The sequence below is a fragment of the Pseudomonas bubulae genome (genome assembly GCF_037023725.1).
Lineage (GTDB): Bacteria > Pseudomonadota > Gammaproteobacteria > Pseudomonadales > Pseudomonadaceae > Aquipseudomonas > Aquipseudomonas bubulae.
The window spans coordinates 3173872-3199991 of record NZ_CP146077.1; the positions used below are offsets into that span (position 1 = coordinate 3173872).

At 59.6% G+C, this 26120-nt stretch carries 19 protein-coding genes, 1 pseudogene and 1 riboswitch; of the genes and pseudogenes, 8 read left to right on the plus strand and 12 right to left on the minus strand.

What is annotated here, in order from left to right; genetic code table 11:
- Positions 1 to 48: 48 nt before the first annotated feature.
- Together V6L81_RS14480 and V6L81_RS14485 are read right to left on the minus strand one after the other, a co-directional pair.
- Positions 49 to 324 (minus strand): peptidylprolyl isomerase, encoded by a 276-nt coding sequence (locus V6L81_RS14480; RefSeq protein WP_083369510.1) that lies wholly within the window; start codon positions 322 to 324, stop codon positions 49 to 51.
- Positions 325 to 396: 72 nt separating this feature from the next.
- Positions 397 to 1248: pseudogene (locus V6L81_RS14485) on the minus strand (sensor histidine kinase); the annotation flags it as partial.
- A gap of 282 nt (positions 1249 to 1530) precedes the next feature.
- Between V6L81_RS14485 and V6L81_RS14490 the strand changes: the two are divergent.
- Complete coding sequence (locus V6L81_RS14490) at positions 1531 to 2832, plus strand: OprD family porin (RefSeq protein WP_095000303.1); 1302 nt, start codon at positions 1531 to 1533, stop codon at positions 2830 to 2832.
- A 118-nt stretch (positions 2833 to 2950) separates the two neighbouring features.
- Here V6L81_RS14490 and V6L81_RS14495 read toward each other — a convergent pair whose 3' ends face one another.
- From V6L81_RS14495 to V6L81_RS14530, 8 genes are all read right to left on the minus strand, one after another.
- A complete protein-coding gene (locus V6L81_RS14495) occupies positions 2951 to 3889 on the minus strand; it encodes a carbohydrate kinase (protein WP_095000302.1) in 939 nt (312 codons plus the stop codon).
- Between the two features lie 5 nt (positions 3890 to 3894).
- Entirely contained in the window at positions 3895 to 5388 is a 1494-nt protein-coding gene (gene xylB, locus V6L81_RS14500) for a xylulokinase (protein ID WP_338660082.1), read from the minus strand.
- A gap of 133 nt (positions 5389 to 5521) precedes the next feature.
- Positions 5522 to 6997 carry a mannitol dehydrogenase family protein gene (locus V6L81_RS14505; protein ID WP_338660083.1) on the minus strand — a complete coding sequence of 492 codons (1476 nt, stop codon included), beginning with the start codon at positions 6995 to 6997 and terminating at the stop codon, positions 5522 to 5524.
- A gap of 17 nt (positions 6998 to 7014) precedes the next feature.
- The gene (locus tag V6L81_RS14510; protein WP_095019970.1) at positions 7015 to 8118 is read right to left on the minus strand and encodes an ABC transporter ATP-binding protein; all 1104 of its coding nucleotides are present in this window, start codon (positions 8116 to 8118) and stop codon (positions 7015 to 7017) included.
- 22 nt (positions 8119 to 8140) lie between these two features.
- Complete coding sequence (locus tag V6L81_RS14515; protein WP_153380607.1) at positions 8141 to 8971, minus strand: carbohydrate ABC transporter permease; 831 nt, start codon at positions 8969 to 8971, stop codon at positions 8141 to 8143.
- A 10-nt stretch (positions 8972 to 8981) separates the two neighbouring features.
- Positions 8982 to 9908, minus strand: coding sequence for a carbohydrate ABC transporter permease (locus V6L81_RS14520; protein ID WP_095000297.1), 927 nt, complete (start codon positions 9906 to 9908; stop codon positions 8982 to 8984).
- 111 nt (positions 9909 to 10019) lie between these two features.
- Positions 10020 to 11330: a sugar ABC transporter substrate-binding protein gene (locus tag V6L81_RS14525; RefSeq protein ID WP_338660084.1), complete on the minus strand. Its 1311-nt coding sequence runs from the start codon at positions 11328 to 11330 to the stop codon at positions 10020 to 10022.
- Positions 11331 to 11470: 140 nt separating this feature from the next.
- Positions 11471 to 12406 carry an AraC family transcriptional regulator gene (locus V6L81_RS14530; RefSeq protein WP_095024697.1) on the minus strand — a complete coding sequence of 312 codons (936 nt, stop codon included), beginning with the start codon at positions 12404 to 12406 and terminating at the stop codon, positions 11471 to 11473.
- Between the two features lie 85 nt (positions 12407 to 12491).
- Here V6L81_RS14530 and cobF point away from each other — a divergent pair, with 85 nt between their 5' ends.
- Both cobF and V6L81_RS14540 read left to right on the plus strand, forming a co-directional pair.
- Positions 12492 to 13253 (plus strand): precorrin-6A synthase (deacetylating), encoded by a 762-nt coding sequence (gene cobF / locus V6L81_RS14535; protein ID WP_095038827.1) that lies wholly within the window; start codon positions 12492 to 12494, stop codon positions 13251 to 13253.
- A gap of 192 nt (positions 13254 to 13445) precedes the next feature.
- Positions 13446 to 15707: a glycoside hydrolase gene (locus V6L81_RS14540; RefSeq protein WP_095038852.1), complete on the plus strand. Its 2262-nt coding sequence runs from the start codon at positions 13446 to 13448 to the stop codon at positions 15705 to 15707.
- On the opposite strand, the gene V6L81_RS14545 is transcribed toward V6L81_RS14540, so the two are convergent.
- On the minus strand, positions 15708 to 17000 hold the full coding sequence (locus V6L81_RS14545) for a glycosyltransferase (protein WP_095024696.1): 1293 nt from the start codon (positions 16998 to 17000) through the stop codon (positions 15708 to 15710).
- Positions 17001 to 17167: 167 nt separating this feature from the next.
- Positions 17168 to 17349: riboswitch (cobalamin riboswitch) on the plus strand.
- Positions 17350 to 17442: 93 nt separating this feature from the next.
- Between V6L81_RS14545 and cobW the strand changes: the two genes are divergently transcribed.
- From cobW to V6L81_RS14565, 4 genes are all read left to right on the plus strand, one after another.
- Entirely contained in the window at positions 17443 to 18513 is a 1071-nt protein-coding gene (gene cobW / locus V6L81_RS14550; protein WP_315262947.1) for a cobalamin biosynthesis protein CobW, read from the plus strand.
- A gap of 3 nt (positions 18514 to 18516) precedes the next feature.
- Complete coding sequence (gene cobN / locus V6L81_RS14555; protein ID WP_095000293.1) at positions 18517 to 22287, plus strand: cobaltochelatase subunit CobN; 3771 nt, start codon at positions 18517 to 18519, stop codon at positions 22285 to 22287.
- Positions 22288 to 22464: 177 nt separating this feature from the next.
- On the plus strand, positions 22465 to 23469 hold the full coding sequence (locus tag V6L81_RS14560; RefSeq protein ID WP_130871506.1) for an ATP-binding protein: 1005 nt from the start codon (positions 22465 to 22467) through the stop codon (positions 23467 to 23469).
- Between the two features lie 98 nt (positions 23470 to 23567).
- Positions 23568 to 24122, plus strand: a complete 555-nt coding sequence (locus tag V6L81_RS14565) for a VWA domain-containing protein (RefSeq protein ID WP_271351153.1) — start codon at positions 23568 to 23570, stop codon at positions 24120 to 24122.
- A 48-nt stretch (positions 24123 to 24170) separates the two neighbouring features.
- Here V6L81_RS14565 and V6L81_RS14570 read toward each other — a convergent pair whose 3' ends face one another.
- Positions 24171 to 24437, minus strand: a complete 267-nt coding sequence (locus V6L81_RS14570; RefSeq protein WP_095000290.1) for a hypothetical protein — start codon at positions 24435 to 24437, stop codon at positions 24171 to 24173.
- Positions 24438 to 24770: 333 nt separating this feature from the next.
- Here V6L81_RS14570 and V6L81_RS14575 point away from each other — a divergent pair, with 333 nt between their 5' ends.
- Entirely contained in the window at positions 24771 to 26096 is a 1326-nt protein-coding gene (locus V6L81_RS14575; protein ID WP_095000289.1) for a sigma-54 dependent transcriptional regulator, read from the plus strand.
- The last annotated feature ends 24 nt before the right edge of the window (positions 26097 to 26120 follow it).

Genomic DNA, 26120 nt, shown 5'->3' on the forward strand with positions numbered 1-26120 from the left:
TACCCCAAACCCTGTCTTCGAGGGTGCCGTCAGAGGGCAGGGGGCTGTTCAGTCGCGGTAAAAGACTTGCACCAAGTGATAGCCGAACTTGCTCTTGACCGGGCCATGCACCACCCGCAGCGGTTTTTTGAAGATGATCTGGTCAATGATACCAACCATCTGCCCGGGCCTCACTTCGCCCAGATCGCCGCCGCGTTTGCCTGACGGGCAGGTGGAGAATTTTTTCGCCAGCACATCGAAGGCTTCGCCTTTGGCGATGCGTTGTTTGAGCGATTCGGCCTCTTCGGCTGTTTTCACCAAAATATGGCGGGCTTGAGCTTTCATGTGATCTGTACCTTGGAACAGTGGGGCATAGTGCGCGGTCGCGGATTATGCCTGAGTTTTCGCCTCCGGGTGATGATGGCGCGGCAGGTACAAGCACACACGGGTGCCGCATCCGCTCAGGCTGTTGATGCTGACATGCCCGCCGGACTGCTGGGCAAAGCCGTAAATCATCGATAGCCCAAGCCCGGTTCCCTGGCCCACGGGCTTGGTGGTGAAAAACGGGTCAAAGGCCCTGGCGAGGACCCGCGGGCTCATACCGGTGCCGTTGTCACTGACCTCGAGCATGACGTAATCCCCGGAGCTGACTGATTCCAGAGTGCCGAGATCGCTGGCATTGAGGTAATGATTGGCGGTTTTGACTACCAGGGTGCCACCGTCGGGCATCGCATCCCGGGCATTGATCATCAGATTGAGCAGGGCACTTTCGAGCTGGCCGCTGTCAGTATTGACCGGCCAGATGTTTTGCCCCAGTTCCAGGATCAGGTCGATATTCGCGCCTTTGCTGCTGCTGAACAATTCCTGCAGTGATTTCACCAGCTGATTGGGGTCCAGCGGCTTGCGATCCAGCGACTGGCGACGGGAGAACGTCAGCAAGCGGTTGGTCAGCGCGGCGGCGCGCTGCGCAGAGTTGACGGCGGCATCGGCAAAACGCTCGACCTCGTCAATACGGCCTGCCGCGATGTAGCGTTTCATCAGATCCAGGCTGGCGATAATGCCAGTGAGCATATTGTTGAAATCATGGGCGATGCCGCCCGTCAATTGCCCTACCGCCTCCATTTTTTGCCCGTGGCGCAGGGCTTCCTCGGCACGGGCCCGCTCCTGTATCTCGAGCTGCAATTGCATATTGGCCTCGGCCAATGCCCGGGTGCGCTCGGCCACACGCTCCTCAAGGGTTTCGTTAAGCTCAAGCAAAGCTTGTTCGGTGGCGCTGGCCTGCAAGCGTTGGTGGCGCCTTGAACTCTTGATTGGCATGGTAGGTCCTGAATTTGAATCTGTAAGTCGGTCTGTTTAAGGCCGCATACCGGTACAAGGCTGTCAGCCTTGCTGCAAAGCCCGGTCTTGACCGTGCGACTAAGGTCGAATGAGGCTCCAGCTTAGCCTTTCGTACAATTGCGCCCCTTTTTTTGATTGAGGACGCTCACTTTGTATCCGAGCGTGTCTTCGGTCGTTTTCACCCTGCCAATGATTGGCTGCTGGAGCTTGTACATGGTTCATCCTTTTTCATTGTTGGCGCATCGCCGGGTAGCACACTTGGGCGCGCTGGCAGTGTGTGCCGGCTTTGCCGCACCGTCACAGGCCGGCGGCTTTTTTGAAGACAGCAGCGCCAGACTGGAAGCACGTACGGTGTACTTCAATCGCGATTTTCGCGATGGTAGCAGCTCAAACCCCCAGGGCGCCTCCAAGCGCGATGAAACGGCGCAAGGGTTTATCCTCAATCTGCAATCGGGCTATACCGAGGGCACCGTCGGTTTTGGCCTGGATGCACTGGGCATGCTGGGCCTGAAGCTGGATTCCAGCCCGGCCGACAGCAATAGTGGCCTGCTGCCTTCGACCGGCAGCGACCCGCGTCGTTCCAAGGATCAGTACGCCAAATTTGGCCTCACGGCGAAAATGCGCGTATCCGACACCGTGCTCAAATACGGCGCGCTGCTGCCTGATCTGCCGTTGCTCAAATACAATGATGGCCGTTTACTGCCAAACATGTTCAATGGCGCCATGCTGGTATCCCAGGAAATCAGGGATCTCAAGTTCATGGCCTCGCGCCTTGACCGTTATACCGCCCGGGACTCCACCGACTCCCAGGACCTGCGCCTGAACTGCAAAAACAAGCGTTATGGCTGCAATATCACCGCTGATCACTTCAGCATGTACGGTCTGGATTACAAGGTTAACGAGCATCTGACTGCGCAATACCACTACGGTGAATTGCAGGATATCTATCGCCAGCAGTTTGTCGGTTTGCAGGCCAATCAACCGGTCGGTCCTGGTGTGTTGTCCGCCGATGTGCGCTTGCTGAAAAGTGATGACTCGGGTTCGGCCAAAGCTGGCACTATCGACAACCGCGCATTGGGCGCCATGCTCGGCTATGCACTGGGCGGGCACAAGATCAGTGCTGGCTGGCAGCGCATGAACGGCGATACTTCAATGCCGTACCTGGATGGCAGCAACCCGTATCTGGTCAACTACCTGCAGGTCAACGACTTTGCCAACGCTCAGGAGCGTTCCTGGCAACTGCGTTACGACTACGACTTCAAAGCCATCGGCATCGACGGTCTGTCGTTCCTGACCCGCTATGTCAATGGCGACCATATCAAGGTGGTGGGCAGCAGCGAAGAGGGCAAGGAGTGGGAGCGTGACAGCGAGCTGAAATACATCGTGCAAAGCGGTACGTTCAAGGACGTCAGCCTGCGCTTGCGTAATGCCACCTACCGCACCAACTACTCCCAGTTTGCCCGTGACGTGGATGAGACCCGTTTGATCGTCAGCTATAACCTGTCGATCTGGTAAGTGCTGTAGCCGCTGAGGAGCGCAGCGAGGCGGCGATGGGTTGCGCAGCGACCCTGAAATATTGAAGGTCCTGCGGCCCTTATCGCAGCCTCGTTGTGCTCCTCAGCGGCTACAACGGTTATAGCAGCTGTTCGCGGTAGGGCAGGTCCGGGCCGGTTTTACTGCAGGTCAGGGCTGCGGCACGGCTGGCGAAGTCGAGCAGGGCGTCCAGTTGCACCGCACTCAGGCCCTGTATGCCTTCGATCGAGTCCAGCCCATGCCCGGTCAACCATGCAATCACTGCGGCCTGGAAGGTATCCCCCGCGCCCACGGTATCGGCTACCTCCACCAGGCTGGCGGGCACCGAACGCTGGCCATGTTCGCGACTGAACACACTGGCGCCCTGGCTGCCCCGGGTCAAAAACACCAGTTGGCAACGATGGTTGAGCCATGACCGGGCAATTTCCTGCGCGTCCTGTCCGGGGTACAGCAACTCCAGGTCTTCATCACTGACCTTGATCACATCGGCATAGGGGATCAGTTCCTTGATCCGCTGACGCCAGCGTTCGATGTCCGGCTCTGGATTAAGGCGCACATTGGGGTCAAGGCTGATCAGCCGTTGCCCGCTCTCGCGCTTGACCAGTGCCAGCAACGTATCGCCCACCGGCTGCACCACCAACGAAAAAGACCCCACATGCACACCCCGCACCTCGGGCCCCAGCAGCGGCAGGTGATGGGCGTGCAATTGCCGGTCGGCGCAGCCCTCACCGCGAAAGCTGTAGGCGGGCGAGCCGTTGGCATCCAGCGCGACCATGGCCAGCGTGGTGGGCGCGTCCAGATCATGCAGGTATCGCGTGCTCACGCCTTCATTCACCAGCACCTGTTTCAGCCGCTGGCCCAGGTAGTCGGTCGACAGCCCGGCAAACAGTGCGGTGTCGACGCCCAGGCGACGCAGGCCCACCGCCACGTTGAAGGGTGAGCCGCCAGCAATGGCCTTGAAGTCCACCTGGCCCGTCGGCGTACTCTCAGGCGACCGGGCAAAAAAATCGAATAAGGCTTCTCCGCATACCAGATACATAACATTTACTCGGTTAAGGCTGCGACCTGTAGTCGGTAGCGTTGATAGAAGTGTTCGTAGGCCCGGACGTTATCGGCCTCGGGCCGGGTTTCACCCGCAGGATCCAGGCGCACGCAACGCCGGCACAGATCAGCCAGTGTCGGTGAGTCAGCAGCCACACACCAGGCAGCCTGAATTGCAGCCCCCAGTGCGGCTGCTTCGCTCTGCTCAGGGCAGACTACCGGGGTGGCCATGATATCGGCCACTAACTGGCGCCACAGGGGGCTTTTTGAACCGCCGCCTACCAGGCGGATGACGTGGCTTTGCAGGCCGTTGCGGCGCAGCAGATCGAGGCCATAGCGCAAGCCATAGGTGGTGCCTTCAATGGCTGCGCGGCACAGATTGGCCTGGGTCATGTTGGTCAGTGTAAGGCCCTGAAAATTGCCGGTGGCATCGGGCAGGGCAGGCACCCGCTCGCCGTTGAGGAAGGGCAGCAGACTGACGCCCTCTGCGCCTGCGGGTGCCTGCCTGGCCATCTGGTTGAAACCCTCCAGAGACAAGCCGAACAGCTCGCGCACGGCACCGGTGACATTGGTCAGGTTCAGGGTACAGATCAGCGGCAGCCAGCCGCCGGTGCTCGAGCAGAAGCTGGCCACTGAGGCCTCAGGGCGGGCCTGTGGCTGCGGGTCAAAGGCATACACCGTACCCGACGAGCCCAGGCTCATGGTGATGATTCCGGGTTCGATATTGCCGGTGCCGATGGCTGCCATCATATTGTCGCCGCCCCCGCTGGATACCACGGCATCGGGGTTCAGTCCCAGCAGCTGCGCGATAAGCGGGCGGATACGCCCGATCGGTTGGCGGGGCTCGATCAGCTCGGGCAGCGCCTGCTCCAGATGGCCGTCGGGATCGATATGATGCAACAGTTCGCGATCCCACTGGCGAGTGCGCACGTTGAAATAACCGGTGCCGGACGCATCACCGTATTCGCTGCAGCAGCGTCCGGTCAGCCAGAAATTCAGGTAGTCATGGGGTAACAGGATATGGGCAGTGCGTGCCAAAATCTGAGGATGATGGTGTTTTGTCCAGAGCAGCTTGGAGACCGTGTAGCCTGGCGCGATCACCAGGCCCAGCCGCTCCAGGGAGCCGGTTTCGCCGCCCAGCCATTCTAACAGTTGGTTGTTTTCGCCAGTTGACTCGGTGTCACACCACAGTTTGGCCGGGCGCAATACATCGCCTTGGCTATCGAGCAGCACCAGCCCGTGTTGTTGTGCGGACACGCCTATGCCCTGAATCTGCTGGCCGCTGATGCCGGCTTGGGTCAGGGCCTGGCGGGTGGCGTGTTGCAATGCATCCAGCCATTGCCCGGGATCCTGCTCGCGCCGCCCCTGTGCGCCCTGGATTAACGTGTGTGGGGCGCTGCCCAGCCCGAGCACCTGGCCGGACTCGCTGTCGAGGATCAGGGCCTTGGTGCCCTGGGTGCCGCAATCGATGCCCAGGTATAAGTGGGTTGTGCTCATGGGAACCTGCTCTTAGCCAGATCAAAAGCCTCAAACAGACCCTTTCCGCAGGGATAAGGGACTGATCGGGGATAACGGCGCACTTGCGACTGCTCAATTCAGCACCCTCTGCCAGAGAGGGCTGGGCTGGGCATCAAAGATGAAGCAGATTTTCCAGGGTTTTGCTCACCCCGACATCACGCAAGCTGTTCAGGCACCACTCGAACGCAGCAACAAACTCGGCAGACCGGGGAATGGCGCCGCCAAAGATCTCTTCAACGCTCAATAATCGCTGCACGATCAACTCATCATCCGCCACCAGGGCCTGGCAAAACTCCGCTCGCGGGTCGGGAATCGCATAGTGCAGCCCATTTTCATCAACTCCCTTGAGATACATCGCCCAGGCTGCAACCACCAGTGCCGCACGTTTCAACTCGCCACCATCGCTGATCAGCCGGTTGATGGCAGGCACGGTGAACTTGGGAAGCTTCGACGAGCCATCCGAGCACACGCGCTCCAACTGGTCGGCAATGGCCTGATTGGAAAAGCGTTCCACCAGGGTGTTCTTGTAGGCCGTCAGGTCAATGCCGGGCACCGGCGCCAGTTGCGGCGTTACGTCCTGATCCATGTAGGCACGCATATACGTCACGAACAGGGGATCGCCCATGGTTTCGTGAACAAACCGATAGCCCTTGAGGAACCCCAGGTACGTCAATGCCAGATGACTGCCATTGAGCAGTTTGATTTTCATCTCTTCATAAGGCGTGACGTCGTCGGTGAGCTGTACGCCCACGGTTTCCCATGCCGGGCGGCCGCAGGCAAATTTGTCTTCGAGTACCCACTGGATAAACGGCTCGCAGACCACCGGCCAGGCGTCGTCTATACCCAGTTGGTCATGCAGTTGCAAACGATGGGCGTTACTGGTCATGGGCGTGATGCGATCCACCATGGCATTTGGAAAGCTGACATTGGCAGCGATCCAATCATGTAGTTCAGCACCGCGCAGCGCGGCAAAAGCCAGCAGGGCCTTGCGCGCGACAGCGCCGTTGTGGGGCAGGTTATCGCAGGACATCAGGGTAAAGCCCCGGATACCGCTGGCCTGGCGTCGGGCCAGGGCGGCGCATAGCACACCAAACACGGTTGTCGGTGCTTCGGGGTGGGTGAGGTCGTGCTGGATCTGTGGCAGTGCAGACATAAATTCGCCGCTGCTGTCATCGATGCAATAGCCGCCCTCGGTGATGGTCAGCGAAACGATGCGAATAGCCGGGCTGGCCAGCTTGTCGATCAGCGCATTGATGCCGTCTTCGGCCAGCAGCATGCCGCTGATAGAGCCGATGATGCGGCTTTGGGTGTCGTCGCTGTCGCCCAGTTCGAACAGGGTATAGAGGTAGTCCTGATCGGCCAGAGCGTCGCGCACCTTGCGGTCTTCGCCCCGCAGACCGATGCCGCAGATGCTCCAGTCCAGATCCTGGCCCCGGTTCATCAGGGCATCGGTGTAATACGCCTGGTGGGCGCGATGAAATCCGCCCACGCCGATGTGGGCAATGCCCTGCCGGGTATCGCTGCCAAGGTAGGTGGGTTTGGCCACCAGGTTGGTAAGGGTGTCGAGGTTTCGGCGATTGAGTTTCATGGGGCAATCTCGTGGGTTTAGGCAGCTGCGCGCAATGGACGGGTCAGGGCCAGGCCCCCGGCATCGAATAAATGGCAATGTTCACTGTCCAGGTGCAACTGCAACTGCTCGCCATAGCGGCTGGCCATATCACCGCGCACGCGCATGGTCAGCGGTTCACCGCAGGCAGTATTGACGTGGCAATAGGTGTCGCTGCCCAAGCGCTCGCCGACATCGGCGGTCACACTCAGGGTGCACTCACCGGGTTTGGCCAGGTTCAGGTGCTCCGGACGAATGCCCAGGGTGACCGGGCTGCCCAGGCTCAGCGCAGGGCTGCTCAGGGGTAACTGGATACGGGTGCCAGCGTCCAGCTCGACTTCGCAACCCTGGCTGTCAACGCGGCTGATCCGGCCTTTCAAAAAGCCCATTTTCGGTGTGCCGAGAAAGCCTGCAACAAACAGGTTGGCGGGGTGGTGATACAGCTCCAGCGGTGAGCCAACCTGTTCGATCCTGCCGCCATTGAGCACCACCACCTTGTCGGCCAGGGTCATGGCTTCGACCTGATCGTGGGTCACGTAGATCATGGTTGCTTGCAGTTCCTGATGCAGGCGTGCCAGTTCCAGACGCATTTGCACCCGCAGCGCGGCATCGAGGTTGGACAACGGCTCATCAAACAGGAAGATCTTGGGGTTGCGAACAATCGCCCGGCCAATGGCCACGCGCTGACGCTGACCACCGGACAGGTGTTTGGGCTTGCGCTCAAGTAAGGGTGCCAGTTCCAGAATGCGGGCGGCTTCGTTGACCTTTTTTGCCACTTCGGCCTTGGGCACGCCTGCCAGGTCGAGGGCAAACGACATATTTTTGCGCACGCTCATATGCGGGTACAGGGCATAGGTTTGAAACACCATGGCCAGGTCGCGCCTGGCCGGGCTGACTTCGGTGATGTCGCGACCGTCCAGCTCGATGGTGCCGTGCGTCACTTCCTCAAGCCCGGCAATCAGGCGCAGCAGTGTGGATTTACCGCAGCCCGACGGCCCGACAAATACCACGAACTCACGGTCGTTGACCTCAAGATCAATGCCTTTGATGATCGAGAAACCTTCAAAGCCCTTGTGCAGATTGTTGATTCTCAGGTTGGCCATAGTGGGCCTCCAATCAGTATTTTTATTTGACTGCGCCGAAGGACAAACCGCGCACCAGTTGCTTCTGGCTGATCCAGCCAAAAATCAGGATCGGTGCGCAGGCCAGGGTCGAAACGGCCGACAACTTGGCCCAGAACAGGCCCTCGGGGCTGGAGTAGGACGCGATCAGTGCAGTCAGAGGCGCGGCGCTGGAAGAGGTCAGGTTCAGTGACCAGAACGCTTCGTTCCAGCACAGGATCAGCGACAGCAGCAGGGTTGAAGCCAGGCCGCCCTTGCTGATCGGCAGCAATACGCGCACCACCTCCTGCCACAGCGTGGCGCCGTCCAGCCGTGCGGCTTCGAGGATGTCTTTGGGAATATCCTTGAAGTAGGTGTAAATCATCCACACCACGATCGGCAGGTTGATCAGGGTATAGATGATGATCAGTGCCGCCCGTGTATCCAGCAGGCCAAAGCTCTTGGCCAGCAGGTAGATGGGCATCAGTACACCCACTGGCGGCAGCATCTTGGTGGAGAGCATCCACAGCAGCGTGCCCTTGGTGCGCTTGGTTTCGTAGAACGCCATCGAGTAGGCCGCCGGGATAGCGATCAGCATGCACAGGGCCGTGGCAGTGAACGAGATCACCACCGAGTTCCAGGCGAAGTGAAAGTAACCGCTGCGCTGTTCGATATGCAGGTAGTTCTCCAGCGTGGGCGTGAAAATGAACTGGGGCGGCGTGGCAAAGGCGTCGAGTTCGGTTTTAAAACTGGTCAGGAGCATCCAGAAGATCGGGAAAAAGATCAGGATGGCGATAGCCCAGGCCAGGGTGCCCAGCAGCAGGCTTTGCAGGCGGCGCGATTGTTGAAGTGTCATAACTGAGCCCTCACGGCTTGTCTGTCAGGTTTTTGCCGAGCATGCGCACCAGAATGATGGCGGCAATATTGGCGATGACCACGGCGATCAAACCGCCGGCCGAGGCCATGCCCACATCGAACTGCACCAGCGCCTGGTTATAGATCAGGTACGCGAGGTTGGTGGATGCATAGCCCGGGCCGCCGTTGGTGGTGGTAAAGATTTCGGCGAACACCGACAACAGAAAGATGGTCTCGATCATCACTACGACGGCAATGGGGCGCGCCAGATGGGGCAAGGTCAGGTGCCAGAAAATCGCGATGGGGCCGGCACCGTCCAGGCGCGCGGCTTCTTTTTGTTCCTGGTCCAGAGACTGCATGGCGGTCATCAGAATCAGGATCGCAAAGGGCAGCCATTGCCACGACACAATGATGATGATCGACAGCAGCGGGTAGTGCGCCAGCCAGTCCACCGGCTGGGCGCCAAACAACTTCCACACGGCGGCCAGGACGCCGGATACCGGATGGAAAATCAGATTTTTCCAGATCAGCGCGCCCACGGTCGGCATGATGAAAAACGGCGAGATCAACAGCACCCTTACGATGCCGCGGCCCATGAATTCGCTGGCTTCGAGCAGGGCGCTGATCAGTACGCCGAGCACCACGCTGATCAGCAGCACACTGCCAACCAGCAGCAAAGTGTTGGTTGCGCCGGGCAGGAAGCCCGAATCGGTGAGGAAGTAGGTGAAGTTCTCCAGCCCCACGAACTGGTTTTCGCCGGGATAGAGCAGGTTGTAGCGGATCAGTGAAAAGTACAGGGTCATGCCCAGTGGCACGATCATCCACAGCAACAGAAGCGCCACAGAGGGCGTTACCAGAAACCAGCCGGGATTGAACAGGCGCGGACGCCGCCCCGTTGGCGGGGCGTCGAGCGCGGCAATAACAGTCGAAGTCGTCATCGTCAATACACCTGAATTGCTTTGCGTGGGAGCGAGCCTCCTCGTGAAGGAGTCGACGCGGTATTCGCGAGCAGGCTCGCTCCCACAGACCAGAGTTTGGTGTTGGCAGTGCTACTTGGGATAACCCGCCCGCTTCATTTCGCGCTCGGTGCTCTGCTGGGCCGCGGCCAGTGCCTGGTCCACGGTGGTCTGGCCAATCAGCGCGGCACTGAACAGCTTGCCAACCTGGGTGCCCACCGCCTGGAACTCCGGAATGGTGACCAACTGGATACCCACATAAGGGACGGGCTTGAGGGTCGGGTCCTGAGGGTTGGCAACTTTCAAGGACTCGAGGGTGACCCTGGCAAAGGGTGCAGCTTTCAGGTACGCCTCGGTATAGGTCGAGGCACGGGTGCCCGGGGGTACATTGGCAATGCCGTCTTTTTCCGCTACCAGTGCACCGTATTCTTTGGACGTGGCCCAGGTGCTGAATGTCCTGGCGGCGTCCTTGGCTTTGGAACTGGTGGGTATGGCCAGTGCCCAGGAGTACAGCCAGGCACTGCCTTTATCGGTCACAGCATGGGGGGCGAAGGTAAAGCCGACATGCTCGGCGACCTTGCTCTGGCTACTGTCGGTGACAAACGAGCCAGCAACACTAGCATCGACCCAGATCGCACATTTGCCGCTGTTGAACAGCGCCAGGTTTTCGTTGAAACCATTGCTGGTCGCACCCGGCGGGCCTGAGGCTTTCAGTGTGCCGACATAAAAATTCAAGGCATTTTGCCACTCGGCCCCGTTGAACTCCGGTTGCCATTGTTCATTGAACCAGCGCGCGCCGTAGGCGTTGGCGATGGTGCTGATCAGCGCCATGTTTTCACCCCAGCCCGCCTTGCCGCGCAGGCAGATGCCGTATTGTTCCTGGTCAGGTTTGTTGAGGGTGCGGGCAAAGCCGGCGATCTGCTCCCAAGTTGGATGCTCGGGCATGCTCAGCCCGGCATCCTTGAACAGGTCGGTACGGTAATAGGTCATCGAGCTTTCGGCATAAAACGGCAGGGCATAGAGCGTGCCCTTGACGGACAGGCCGTCGCGAACCGCCGGGAACACATCGTCGATGGCATAGGTGGCGGGCAGGTCGGTCATGGGCTCGAGCCAGCCCTTGGCACCCCAGAGTGCGGCTTCGTACATGCCGATGGTCAGCACGTCAAATTGTCCGCCCTGGGTGGCAATGTCCGTGGTCAGGCGCTGGCGCAATACGTTTTCTTCCAGCACCACCCAGTTGAGCTTGATCTCGGGGTGCTCGCTCTCGAAGGTTTTCACCAGCTTTTGCATGCGGATCATGTCGCTGTTGTTGACCGTGGCAATGGTCAGGGTTTGCGCGCCTGAACTGATGCCACTCAGGGTCATGCACGTGGCGACACATAACGCTTTGACAGGAATATTCATTGAGCACTCCACTTCAGCGGCCTGGCGGCTTTTGAAGGACGGTTATTGTTTTTATAGCGGCTCGCACGGGGCAAGCGCCTGGGCCGATTACAGCCCTCAATCACCGGCGTGACAAATCACTGGAAGCACATCAATCGATACTATTTTGCACTGCGCAGGCGTTCACTCGGTGCACGCTGGTTTTGCTCGGTCAAACGCTGCACCGCCAGGCGACGATAGTGTGACGGGGTCATTCCTTTGAGTTGCTGAAAGCGACGGTTGAAGTTGGAAATATTGTTGAAACCTGACTCGAAACACACATCTGTGACGGGCTTTTGACCATCGGCCAGTAACTCGCAGGACTTGCTGATGCGCAGTCGATTGACGAACTCGATGAAGCAGCGCCCTGTGGCTTGCTTGAATACGCGGGAAAAATAGGTGGGCTTCATGCCCATGTAGTCGGCGACTTCTTCTAGCGGCAGCTCGCGGGTGTAGTGGCTGAAGATATAGTCGACAGCCCGGTTGGTGCGGTCGATGGTTTGCTCGTCGGCCAGATTTCCGGCGGTGACCCCAGACAGCAGCTGGTAGTCATCACAGCCGGCCAGCAGTTCCAGCAGGATCAGGAAATGGCCAAGCCGGGTGATGCCGCTGGAGCCGGCAATTGCCTGCATCAGGTCCATAGCCTTGCGGATCGTGGCTTTACAGCGGAACTCGATCCCGTGGCGCGCCCGTTCAAGCATTGGCGTGAGGGACTTGAGTTCGGTGAGTACCGAGGCGGCGTTCTCAAGCAGTTCATCGGTGAAGTTGACCAGCATGTCGCGGGTGGGCACCACCTCGTCACCGGCCACCTGGCTGATCCAGTTATGAGGCAGGTTGGGCCCGGTGAGGAATAATGTTTCAGGGTGGAAATTACCGATATAGTCGCCCACAAACACCTTGCCGCTGCTGGCAACGATCAGATGCAACTCGTATTCCTTATGGAAGTGCCAGCGCACCAGCGGACAGGGGAAGCCATGCTGGCGATAGATGATCGACAGGCCATTGTGGTCGTCCATCAGTTCGTAGGACGGGTCTGTGGCGCGGGCGGGGCGGGTCATGGGCTGGGCCGTCGTCAGTCTTGTTATGGCGTGGATCATGCCGGTTCCTGCGGTTAAGTCCAGTCAGATTTGAGGGTATTACAGGATGAAAACACTGTTGTTGATCGGTATCGGCGCCGGAGACCCGGAGCACATCACCGTCCAGGGGATCAACGCGCTGAATCGCGCCAATGTGCTGTTTGTGCTCGACAAGGGCCAGGCCACCGAAGACCTGGTGCGCATGCGCCTGCAGATCTGCCAGCGCTATATCCGTGAGCCGGGCTACCGTGTGGTGCAGGTCAACGACCCGCAGCGTGACAGCTCAACGGCGTGCTACACCGATGGCGTCGAGGATTGGCACCAACAGCGGGCCGAAGTGTTTACCCACTTGATCGAAGACCAACTGGCCGATGGCGAATGCGGGGCTTTTCTGTTGTGGGGCGACCCGGGGCTGTATGACAGCACCTTGCGTATTCTCGACCGTGTCCGGGCCGGGGGCTGCAGCGACTTCGAGCATGAGGTGATCCCCGGTATCAGCAGTGTGCAGGCCCTTGTCGCCCGCCATCGCATTGCGCTCAACACTATCGGCCAGCCGATCCGCATCACCACCGGACGCAAGCTGGTGGCCGAGGATCTGGATAATGTCGTGGTCATGCTCGACGCACATTGTGCCTTTGAAGCCTTTGTCGATGAAAATGTCGATATCTATTGGGGCGCCTATATCGGCACTGCGGACGAGATTCTGATCGCGGGCAAACTGAGCGAAGTGTGCGAGCAGATCAAGCAGGCCCGCAGTACTGCCCGAGCAAGCAAGGGCTGGATAATGGACACGTATCTGCTGCGCAGGCGCACCCGCCTGAGTGAATAGGCAGTTGCGTCGAAGTCTTTTTCGTACATGTTTTGTAGAATTAGATTATGGCGTCAAGTTGATACAGCTGCCTACAGTTCGGCTCCTGTATTGCGTCGTTTACATGAGTCAGCTATGAAAGCCCATCTTGCCTGTTTGCGTTGTTACCGTGGGTTCTTGTGTGTCCTGCTTTTTGCAGCATGGGGGCTTGTGATGCCGGGCCCTGCCAATGCCACTGGCAGAGCCAGTTTTGCTGTCGCTCAGGGTACCTTCGATGTGAACCGGGCAACCCTTGAGGTGTTCTTGCTACGGCCCGGCAAAGCGCCCTTGTTGCTCAGTGGCGGTGCATTCAGGCAGGACAGCGAGGTCACTGAACTGGCTTCCGACAGCTGGACGATTAGCGAGGAGGGGAATCAATACCGGGTCGACATCAAGGTTGAGGACGACAGGTTGCGCGTTTCGATACAGGCGTCCCGCCCTGCAAGCTTGCGTTGGCCGCGCCTGCAAACCGACATTCGCGCCTACGCCATTCCTTTTGGCGAGGGTAGCTATATACCGGCCAATGACCCCGGCTGGCTTAACTGGCTGGTCAAGCGCTACTCCGGCGGGCAGTTGCTGGGTGAGTTGAGCATGCCGTTCTGGACTCAATTGCACGAGGACCTGTCGGTCACCTGGATAGTAGAAACGCCCTTCGACACCCTGTTTAGTATCAAGCGAGTCAAAAACACTGCGGTGCCGCAATTGCAGCATGACTTCAACCGGCTTGCACCTGATGCGCCCTTTGTGATCAGCATCGCCCCCGGCCCTGCACAACCGTTATATGGCGCAGGGCTATATCGCAAATGGCTCAAGAGCAGCGGCCAGTTCGTTTCACTGACAGATAAAATTCGTGCGGTGCCGCAAACTGCCCTGCTCGGCGGTGCAGCCCATATTTATGTTTGGGACGCAGGGCCGCTGAAAGCCACAGACGTCCTCAACTGGGCAAGCTTTATCACGGCTTTTGACCGGGCGCGCCGTACCCCCGGGCATCTGGCTGCCAATTTATGGTCAAGCTTTGATCCGCAAACCCGCAGCGTATTTGACATGAGTTTGTCGAGTACGCGCTCACGGCTACGAATGGTTTCACCGTTCAATCAACTGCAACTGGTTCGTGCCATCAACCAGGGAATGCGGCAGGTTGTAGCGGTACCCGCCAAGGAACCTCTGGACGGGGGGCATGATCCGGCTGGCGAGGTGCTGTGGGGGCAGGCAGCCAGAACTCAGCTGGTCGAGGCTTTCGGGCCTTACCTGTTACCGGCCGAGCGCTGGGGAGGAGGGCTGTCTGTGGATACGGTCAACGCGCTCAAACAAGCCGGGCTCACCCGTGCCTGGCTGGGTGCCAAGGACTGGCTTGATGCATTCTGGCACCCGCAGGCTGTGGCATTGGCTAAGCAAGCCGGGTTTCTGGTGGCGGTGTACGACAACTACGCAGACGCTCATGCACCCGCCGAACCGGAAACCTGGGCCGCTGCGCAAATGGGCGCGAACCTGGCCAGTGCAGGGCAGCATGACGCGAGCGGTACTACGAGCAAGGGGTTTAATGGCATTGGCGTCTTTGCCAATCCCCGGGAGGCCCAGGACTATGCGCGCCAGCGCATCAAGGCTGTGGCAGGTGCTGCCGGGCTCAACAGCTATTTTCTCGATGTCGATGCTGCGGTCACTGCACAGGCGGACTACACCCCCGGCCGGGAAACCAGTGAAAGTGAAAATGCCCGGGTGATTGCCCGGCGCCTGGATTACCCGGGCGAGTCGTTGGGGCTGGTCACGGGCAGCGAGGGGGCGGTTTCTACGTTTGCAGCCAATATTGCCTACAGCCACGGCATTGCCACACAACCATTCGACTGGACCGACCCTGACATGTCCGGTAATCAACAGTCACCTTTCTTTGTAGGGCAGTACTGGCCCCCGGAGACGCCAACACTGTTTTTCAAGACTGTTCCGATCAAACGGCAACTGGCAACTTATGTCCGCTCCTGGAAGTACCGCTTGCCGCTTTACCAAATGGTGCTTCACGACAGTCTGGTCAGCACGCATCACTGGGCCTACCCATCGTTGAAATTTTCCAATGAGCAGCAGAACACGGCACTGCTGCAGCTGTTGTACATGACGCCGCCCATGTACCACCTCAATGCCGCCGTGCTGGAGCGCGACTTGCCCTTTATCGCGGCCTACAACGAGGTTTTTTCGCCCTTGCATCAACGGCTTTTTACCCAGGCACTGGTTGATTTTCAGGTGCTCAGTGCAGACCGGAGCCTGCAGCGCACGGTGTTTGATGATGGAACCCGAATTACGGTCAATTTCAATCCAGACAATGCGCAAAGTGCCGACGCCATGCAATTTGCGCCAATGTCGGCAAGCGTCCAGATACCGGGCGAAAAAGACCGCATCATCATGATTGCCGAGATGTTCAAGGCGACGCGACTGGCACAGCCCTAGTCAAACCGTTCGATTCTTTGCCTCGATCCACTGCGACATGTACTGGGTACTTTTATGCTGATGATGGCGCAGCATGGCACCGGTGAAGTTGTTGCGCCGATGCTGTTGCAGGCCGGCGCGGCAGGCTTCGATGCACTCGACCAGTGCCGGGCCGTGGGTACTTTGCAAATAGCGCTGCGCCAGTAGTGCCGTTCCGTGCTGCTGGGCCTGATGCCAGGCGTCAGGGCTCTGATACAGCTGCACCGCAGCGGCAGCAATCGCACTGGCACTCTGTTCGATGGCACCTGCCCACGGCAGGTCGCCATGCATGCCTTCGGCGCCTACGGGAGTTGTGACGTTGGGCGTGCCGCAGAGCATGGCATCGGCGATTTTGCCCTTGATTCCTGCACCAAAGCGCAGGGGGGCCATGCAGATCCGCGCATTGCTCATCACCTCAAGCGCATCTTCGGCCCAGTTGAGCACGTGAAAACCCTGTGCCGGGTTGTGCAGCGCAGTGGCCTTGGGCGGGGTGTAAGCACCATAGACATGCAATTGCGCCGTGGGCAGTTGCTGACGGATCAATGGCCAGATCGCGGTTTTCATCCAGAGCACGGCATCCCAGTTGGGGGCATGACGGAAATTGCCGATGCTCAGGAAATGCTGGCGCTGGTCAAAGGGTACGAACTGCCCAGGTACGCTGTCGACCATCAACGGGCACCAGTGCAGCAGGGCTCGGGGCACCTTGAAGTGCTCTACGAGCAGATCGATTTCGTATTCGGAAATCATCAGGTTCAAGTCGCATCGATAAATCGCCGCGATCTCCCGTTGCGCCAGATCGGTAACGGCCATCTGCTCGAAGGTCTCCCGTTGTGCCGGGGCGAACAGGCTGCTGAAATCATCAGTGTCGGCGTCAAGTTTGAGGCGCGCCTTGAGCTGTTGCTGGCGGGCGTCGCGCAGGCTTTGCAGGTCGGAGGTTTCCAGTACGCGCAGGGCCTGCGGGCAATGCTTCTCCACGCGCCAGCCGAACTGCTCTTCCATCATGAAGCGGTCGAACAGCACGATATCCGGGGCCAGCTCGGTGATGAAGGTATCGAAGCTGCTGTTATTGAGCGCGATACTGACTTCATCAATGCCCAATGTCGCCAGATCAGCCTTGTGTTCGCCAATGCCTGCCGGGCTGCTGAAGGTGATGTGCCAGCCTTGCTGCAAGAAACTTTCGATGATCTGCATCATGTGTCCGCCCGCCGCCGAAGAGCGGGGCTCGGGCCACACGTAGCCAATAATCAGGACGCGGGTTGGGCGAGTGGACGGCATGGGCAGATCCTTGAAGCGCTGTGGCTGATAAAAGGCGGCAATTAGAACACAAGTTGCCTACAACACCTGTGGTCGCTGCCTCTTACCTTGTGAGCGGCTACAGGAATACTGCACCTGTGGGAGCGAGTATCTAAACGTATCTGTGTTGACCTGTTACAAAGCACTGCGTAGCCTTGCGCGTTCGAGGTTCTTCGCAGCGCGAAGCTAAGAAGGGAACGCGGTATGCCGCGGCTGCCCCCGCAACTGTAAACGGTCGTTGATCTTGCAATGCCACTGCCTCACAGGCGGGAAGGCGCAAGGTAGGTATCAGCCGTAAGCCAGGAGACCTGCCTCGTAACAGATTCTTACTTCAACCGGGCGGGGTGATCCGGTGGCGAAGACTGACCGCGCACTGCTTGCGGCCGTCGTCCCGTATGCCCGCCGTTTTGCCAAAGGGCATCCGATGAAAACACTGGCCAAAACCCCCGTCACTATCGTTACCGGCTTTCTCGGTTCGGGCAAGACTACCTTGCTGCGTCATATGCTGGACAACGCCAACGGCCGTCGCATTGCAGTGATCGTCAACGAATTCGGCGAACTGGGTATCGATGGCGAAATCCTCAAGCAATGCGCTATTGGCTGCACCGAAGAAGAGGCCAAGGGACGCGTCTATGAACTGGCCAATGGCTGCCTGTGCTGCACGGTGCAGGAAGAATTCTTCCCGGTGATGCGTGAGCTGGTGGCGCGCCGTGGCGATATCGACCATATCCTTATCGAAACCTCGGGCCTGGCCCTGCCAAAGCCGTTGGTTCAAGCCTTCCAGTGGCCGGAAATCCGCAGCGCCTGCACAGTTGACGCGGTGATTACCGTGGTCGACAGCCCGGCGGTGGCGGCTGGCACTTTCGCGGCCTTCCCGGATCAGGTAGATGCCCAGCGCAAGCTCGACCCTAACCTGGACCACGAGTCGCCGCTGCACGAGCTGTTTGCTGACCAACTGGCCAGTGCCGATCTGGTGATTCTCAACAAGGTTGACTTGATCAGCCCTGAAGACCTGGCCCGTGTACGTGCCGAAGTGGCTGAAGAACTGCCACCGGCGGTCAAGATCATCGAAGCCAGCAGCGGTCGCTTGCCGCTGGACGTGCTGCTGGGCCTGGAGACGGGTTCGGAAGACCATATCGATGGCCGCCACAGCCATCACGACCATCATCACGATGGCGATGATGACCACGACGACCACGATCACGATGCCTTCGACTCGATCTCTATCGAGCTGCCTCAGGCAGAGGAGCGCGCGCTGATGGATGCTCTGAGCCAACTGGTGGTCAAGCACGGCATTCTGCGGGTCAAGGGCTTTGCCGCGATTCCGGGCAAACCGATGCGCTTGCTGATCCAGGGCGTGGGCACGCGCTTTGACAAGCACTTTGATCGCGCCTGGTGCAGCGACGAAGCGCGCACCACCAAACTGGTGCTGATCGGCCAGGACCTGGACGCGACCCTGCTCGAGTCCACCCTGCGTACAGCATTGAGCGCCTAAACCATGCATTTGCTCAGGACCCAGCCCGGCGGCTTTGTAGCGGACGACAATATTGCCGACCTCGGCCAGACCCCCGCCGAGCTGGTGATCCTGTGCAGCGGTGATTCAAGCCTGGCCCTGCTCGCCGAAGCGGCGCAGCAGTTGCCTGACGATTATCCAAGCCTGCGTCTGGCCAACCCGATGCAGGTGCAAAACCACGGCTCGGTCGACCTGTATGTCGATGAGGTCCTGCAACACGCCAAGGTGATTTTGTTGTCACTGCACGGTGGCATCGGCTACTGGCGCTACGGCATTGAACGGCTAGTGCAACTGGCTGAACGCGGTGTGACCCTGATTCTGGTGCCGGGCGATGACCGCCCCGACCCGGAACTCAGCGCCCTGAGCACAGTGCCCGTCGAGCAGGCCGAACGGCTCTGGCACTTTTTGCGCCAGGGCGGGCGGCATAACGCCCTGCAGCTTTATCGTTGCCTGGCCAGCCAATGGCTGGGTCGCGACTATGCCTGGGACGAACCGCACACCTTGCCCCGTACTGCCATTTATCATCCGGCCCATTCCAGCCCTGCACTGCAGGACTGGCAAGGCGACTGGCAGCCGGGCCAACCGGTGGCGGCGCTCTTGTTCTATCGCTCGCATTTGCAGGCGGCCAACACGGCATTTGTCGATGTGTTCTGCCAGCGTCTGCAGGCGGCAGGGCTCAATCCGCTGCCGATTGCGGTCGCCAGCCTGAAGGAGCCGGGCTGCCTGGCGGTGGTACAGGACTTGCTCGATGAAGTCGGCGCAGGGGTCATTCTCAATACCACCGGGTTTGCCCAGTCCAGCCCGGAAGCTCCGCATTTGCGCCCGTTTCGCCGCAATATCCCGGTGATCCAGGCCATTTGTGCCCAGGACAACCAGCCCGGCTGGCAAGCCAGCGAGCAGGGTCTGGGCCCGCGCGACCTGGCCATGCACATTGCCTTGCCGGAACTGGACGGGCGGATCATCAGCCGGCCGATCAGCTTCAAGGACCTGGCGTGGCGCAGTGAGCGCAGTCAGTCGGATGTGGTGTGTTACAGAGCGCATCCCGAACGGATGGATTTTGTCGCAGAACTGGCACGGCGCTGGGTGGAGCTGGCACGTGTGCCGAACCCGCAAAAGCGTATCGCCCTGATCCTGGCCAACTACCCGACCCGCGATGGCCGTATCGGCAATGGCGTAGGGCTGGATACCCCGGCTGCGGCGCTGAATATTTTGCGCGCCTTGCAGGGCGAAGGCTACCCGGTGGCTGCTGAGCTCCCGGATACCGGCACCGCGTTGATTCAAGCTCTGTTGGGCGGTGTCAGCAACGACCTCGACAGCCTCGACCTGCGCCCGTGCCATCAAAGCCTTGGGCTGGATGAATACCAGGCGATGTTTAATCGTCTTCCAGAAGCCAATCGCCAGGCGGTGATTGAGCGTTGGGGCGAGCCACAGCACGACCCGATGTTTCGCAGCGGTCGCCTGATGATTGCCGGGCTGCGTTTTGGCCTGACCTTTGTCGGCATTCAACCGGCGCGGGGATATCAGGTAGATGCCAGTGCGGTCTACCATGACCCGGACCTGGTACCGCCCCATGCTTATCTGGCGTTTTATTTCTGGCTGCGCAACACCTACGGCGCCCATGCGGTGGTGCATGTGGGCAAGCATGGCAATCTGGAATGGTTGCCGGGCAAGGGCGTCGGGCTGTCTGAACACTGCTGGCCGGATGCTATTTTGGGCCCCATGCCCAACGTCTATCCGTTTATCGTCAATGATCCGGGTGAGGGCGCACAGGCCAAGCGCCGGACCCAGGCGGTCATTATTGACCACTTGATGCCGCCGCTGACCCGGGCCGAAACCTATGGCCCTCTACGCGACCTGGAGCTGCTGGCCGACGAGTATTACGAAGCGCAACTGCTTGATCCGCGCCGGGCGCGGGAGTTGCAACGGGATATTCTCAAGCTGGTGCGCGATACCCATATCGACCGCGAGCTGCAACTGGACGCACACCTCGACAGCGACAGCGATGCCGCAATCTGGCTGCCACGGCTGGATACCTACCTGTGCGACCTCAAGGAATCGCAAATCCGCGACGGCCTGCATATTTTTGGTGAGTCGCCTGCCGGGCGTCTGCGCATCGACACCTTGCTGGCATTGCTGCGCATCCCCCGCGGTGATGGCCGCGGGGCGCAATCAAGCGTGCTGCGGGCGTTGGCCAAAGCCTTCGGGCTGAGTTTTGATCCGCTGGACTGTGCGCTGGCCGAGCCCTGGACGGCACGTCGCCCCGCGCCTTTGCAAGCAGTCAGCGAGGCGCTGTGGCGCACCGCAGGCGATACCCGCGAACGTCTGGAACTGTATGCTGCGCAGCTGATCGAGCAGGCGTTGGCGGGCACGCTGCAATTGCCCGACACCGAGCAATGGAGCGAAGTGCGAGGGATTTTTGAGGCGTTGCTTGGGGTTGTTGCACCGCGTCTGGATGCCTGCGGCCCGGCCGAGATGCAGGGTCTGCTTGATGCTCTGGCGGGGCGTTTTGTCCCTGCCGGCCCCAGTGGTGCACCGAGCCGCGGGCGCCTGGACGTACTGCCTACCGGGCGTAATTTCTTTTCCGTGGATGTACGCAACTTGCCCACCACCACGGCCTGGCGTATCGGTTTTCAGTCGGCCAACCTGATTCTTGAGCGTCATTTGCAGGACCACGGCGATCACCTGCGTCAGCTCGGCCTGTCGGTATGGGGCACTGCGACCATGCGCACCGGCGGTGATGATATCGCCCAGGCAATGGCGCTGATGGGCGTGCGCCCGGTGTGGGCCACGGGTAGCCAGCGGGTGGATGATTTTGAAATCCTCCCGGTGAGCCTGCTGGACCGGCCGCGGGTGGACGTGACCTTGCGTGTATCCGGGTTCTTCCGTGATGCCTTTGCCAATCTTATTCGCCTGTTCGATGCCGCTGTTCAGGCGGTGGCGGCGCTGGACGAACCTGATGACCTGAATCCGCTCGCGGCAAAAGTGCGCAGCGAGCGTGAACAGCTGGAGCGCGAAGGGCTGGCCCCGGAACTGGCGGCCCGTCAGGCGGGCTGGCGGGTGTTTGGTGCCAAACCCGGGGCTTACGGTGCCGGGGTACAGAACGCAATCGATGGGCGTTTGTGGCAAAGCCGCGACGACCTGGCCGAGGTGTATCTGAACTGGGGCGGTTATGCCTATGGCGGCGCCGATGAAGGCACGGCGGCCCGCGGTCAGTTTGCCCAGCGATTGGGGCAGATGCAGGCGGTGGTACAAAATCAGGACAACCGTGAACATGACCTGCTCGATTCCAATGACTACTACCAGTTTCAGGGTGGCATGCTGGCGGCGGTAGAGAGCCTGCGTGGGGAGGCAGCAGCCAGCTACCACGGCGACCACAGCCAGCCGGATCTGCCGAAGATCCGTACGCTCAAGGAAGAGTTGAACCGGGTCATCCGTTCCCGTGCGGCCAACCCGAAATGGATAGAAGGGGTCAAACGCCATGGTTACAAAGGCGCATTTGAAATGGCCGCTACCCTGGACAACCTGTTTGCCTTTGATGCAACCACGCACCTGATCGATGATCATCAATATGCATTGCTGGCGGATGCCTATTTGCTGGACCCGGATACCCGTGAGTTTGTGCGTGAGCACAACCCGCATGCCCTGCGCGACATGACCGAACGCATGCTCGAAGCGCAGCAGCGCGGGCTGTGGAGTGAACCGGGGGAGTATCAAGCGGCGCTGGAGAATCTGTTGCTGGATATAGAGGAAGAGTAACCAGGCAACCCTCACCCTAACCCTCACCCTAACCCTCTCCCGGAGGGAGAGGGGACTGATCGGGGGATGTTCAGGATTTATACCTCACCAAAAATCGGCCCCCTCTCCCTTTGGGAGAGGGCTGGGGTGAGGGGCTATTAAGGCCGATCACTATTCTAAAATCTGGAGCCCGAAAACATGACTGACACCCCACATTTCCCTTTATCGGCGGTGGTCGGCGCGGACTCATTGAAACTGGCGCTGTGCCTGACCGCCATTGACCCGAAAATTGGCGGCGTACTCATCGAAGGCCCGCGCGGCATGGCCAAGTCGACGCTGGCACGCGGTCTGGCCGACCTGCTTGCCAGCGGCCAGTTTGTCACCTTGCCGTTGGGCGCAACCGAAGAGCGTCTGGTTGGTACCCTCGACCTGGATGCCGTACTGGGCCAGGGCAAGGCGCAGTTCTCCCCGGGGGTGCTGGCCAGGGCCGACGGCGGCGTGCTCTACGTCGATGAAGTCAACCTGCTTGCCGATCATCTGGTGGACGTGCTGCTGGATGTGGCAGCGAGCGGCACCAATGTGGTCGAGCGTGATGGTATCTCCCATCGGCATGCTGCGCGTTTCGTGCTGATTGGTACCATGAATCCGGAAGAAGGCGAGTTGCGCCCGCAGTTGCTCGACCGCTTCGGCCTGAATGTGATGCTCAGCGGCCAGCCGCAACCGGAAGAACGCAGCGAAATCATCCGCCGGCGCCTGGCCTTTGACGCTGATCCGCAGAAGTTTTGCGCGCAATGGGATGAGGCGCAAACGACCTTGCGCGAGCGCTGCCAGCAGGCCCGTGAACGGCTGAGCAGCATCGCTCTGGATGATCAGTCTCTGGCTGTTGTGACTGAGCGCTGTTTTGCCGCCGCGGTGGATGGCATGCGTGCCGACCTGGTCTGGCTGCGCGCAGCGCGGGCCCATGCCGCCTGGCGCGGGGCCACGGCCATCAGCCTGGAGGATATTGATGCCGTGGCCGAGTTTGCCTTGCGTCATCGCCGCCGAGAACCTAAAGGCCAGGCGTCAACACCACCACCGCAGTCCCCCCCTCAGGCCAGCAATGCTTCGCCTCAATCGGGGCAGGGCCAGTGGGGCGAACTGCCTGCACAGGTGCAACCCATGGGCGCGCGCCGTGAAGTGCCGAGCTGGCCAAAAAAGCCCTAGGCATCCGCCCCCGTTCTGCAGTGGGGGCGGATGCCAGGCCCCGGTCAGGTCAGCTCTCTGCGGGCAGGCAAGGCGCAAGCCGCAGCGCCGGCAGCGGGATGATCGACTGGGTGCAAACCCTGCTCGGCGGTCGTCCCCGGCTGCACGCTGATCTGGCCTGGAAAACCCGGCAAAGTGCAGCGCCGGAACTCTGGCTGGTGGTGGTGGATGCGTCTGCTTCAACCCGTCGCCATCAGGCGCTGAGTGACGCCAAGGGGCTGCTGGCCCAACTGTTTGAAGATGCGTATCGCCAGCGGGTGCGGGTGGCGGTGATGACGGTCAGCGCAAAGGCGCCGCAGTGGCAGGTCATCGGCTCCAAGGCGTCTGCTGCCTTGAATGACTGGTTGCAGGGCTTGGGTGCTGGAGGCGGGACGCCTTTGCTGGAGGCCTTGCAGGAAGTTGCTGACTGGCTTGAAAGGCGCCGCAAACAGTGTCCAGAGGAACAACAGCGCTTTTTACTGTTGACCGATGGCCGACTGAAAGAGTGGTCAACGCTGCCTGCCATTGACTGCCCGGGACTGTTGATCGATATCGAGCGTGGCCCGCTTCGTTTGGGCCGCTCGCGTCAAATGGCCGCCGAGTTGAATGCAGAGTATGTACACATTGATGGCTGATTATTTGTGGGAGCTGGTCAACCAGCTCCCAAATCAGTCAGCCGCTTCTCAAGCAGGCATGACCCAAGGCTGCAGGGTGTAGCCTTCGCTGCTGATCTCGGCGCGGGCTTGTGCCAGCAGGCTTTCCAGCTGAGCGGCGTCAGCGCAGGCGCTGCGCGGGATCTGTTTGCGGCCGATACGGGTATTGGTGCGATCGATAACAGTCAGGCTCAACTCGCCATGACCATCCTGTGCAGCCCAGGCAACGCATTGAAAAGGTTCAAAAGCGTGGCCGGCAATCAAAAGAGCTTCGTTGAAACGGAGCGGGGCGTTCATAGGGTGTTCTCTCAAGTATGCCCATCAAGTGATTAACCGTCGGCTGGGCTTACCGTTCGGTTGGTTACTTGTACTGATGACTTTAGAGGGGCATCAGGTCACACACTTTCGTCATATTTTTAAAAGTTTTTTTATATGACTGATCCAGATCAATTTTCAGTGAGTGTATCTATCGCCCCTGCTCTTGGAACGAGGCTGTACAGTTTGATTGGCTATTAGGGTTATAAACAAACGATCCAGAAAGCGCCCAATGGCTTGCTAAGGTTACGCGTAAGTTGAACAAGGGACTGTTTTTAATGCTGTTTTATGTTTTTCTGGCGCCAAGGAACAGTCATGCTTGCAATGTCCTCTCCCCGACGTCTGCTGGTGGTCGATCCCTGTGCGGATTGTCATGAATTGCTCCCCGGTCTGCGAACCATAGGCTGGGCGGTCGACAGCTGCACTCTGGCAACCGTTGTTGACCGCTCTTGCGATGTTGGCCTGTTCAGGCTGCAACCTTTTCATCTGGAACGTCCCGAAGCGGTAAAAGACATGATCAGTCGCAGTGGTACCGAGTGGATTGCGGCGCTCACCCCTGACGTACTGAAAATGAACAATGTGGGGGATTTTGTCTGCGAATGGTTTTTTGACTTTCACACCTTGCCCTTTGACGTCTCCCGGGTCCAAGTCACACTCGGCCGGGCCTTTGGCATGGCGTGCCTGCGAGGGCAAACTTCAACCCCGTCCGATGTACAGGAAGATGAACTGCTGGGTGACAGCCGATTGATGCGGGACCTGCGCATGACGGTTAGCAAATTTGCACCCACCCAGTCGCCCATCCTGATTCGCGGCGAGAGCGGTACGGGCAAGGAGCTGGTCGCCCGCACACTGCACCGTCAATCCCAGCGCAACGGCAAGCCCTTTATTGCAATCAATTGCGGCTCCATTCCCGACCACTTGATCCAGTCTGAGCTGTTCGGCCACGAAAAGGGCTCCTTCACCGGCGCCCATCAGCGCAGGGTTGGACGCATTGAGGCCGCGAATGGCGGTACGCTTTTTCTGGATGAAATTGGCGATCTACCGTTGGAATTGCAAGCCAGCCTGTTGCGTTTTTTGCAGGAAAAACACATCGAGAGAGTCGGCGGCAACCAGCCGATCCCCATCGATGTTCGTATTCTGGCAGCGACCCATGTTGATCTCGAGGCGGCAGTCGCCAACGGTCAATTTCGTGAAGACCTGTATTACCGCCTCAACGTGTTGCAATTAACCACCGCCCCCTTGCGAGAGCGACATGGTGACCTGGCCATGCTGGCCAGTCACTTTGCCCGTTTCTACAGTCTGGAAACAGGCCGTCGCCCGCGTACGTTCAGTGACGAGGCGTTGATTGCCATGGGCAATCATGGCTGGCCGGGAAATGTCCGCGAGCTGGCCAACCGCGTGCGTCGTGGGCTGGTATTGGCCGAAGGGCGGCAGATCGAAGCACATGATCTGGGCCTGGAGTTGCGCCCGTTGTTGGTCGGCACGATGAACACCCTTGAACAATACAAGGACCGCGCCGAACGCCAGGCACTGTGCGAGGTGCTGGACCGGCACAGCGACAATTTGAGCATGGCCGCCAAGGTGCTTGGGGTTTCGCGGCCGACGTTTTATCGGTTACTGCACAAGCATCACATTCGTTAAAAACAGCAAAAGGCCCCCAGCGCT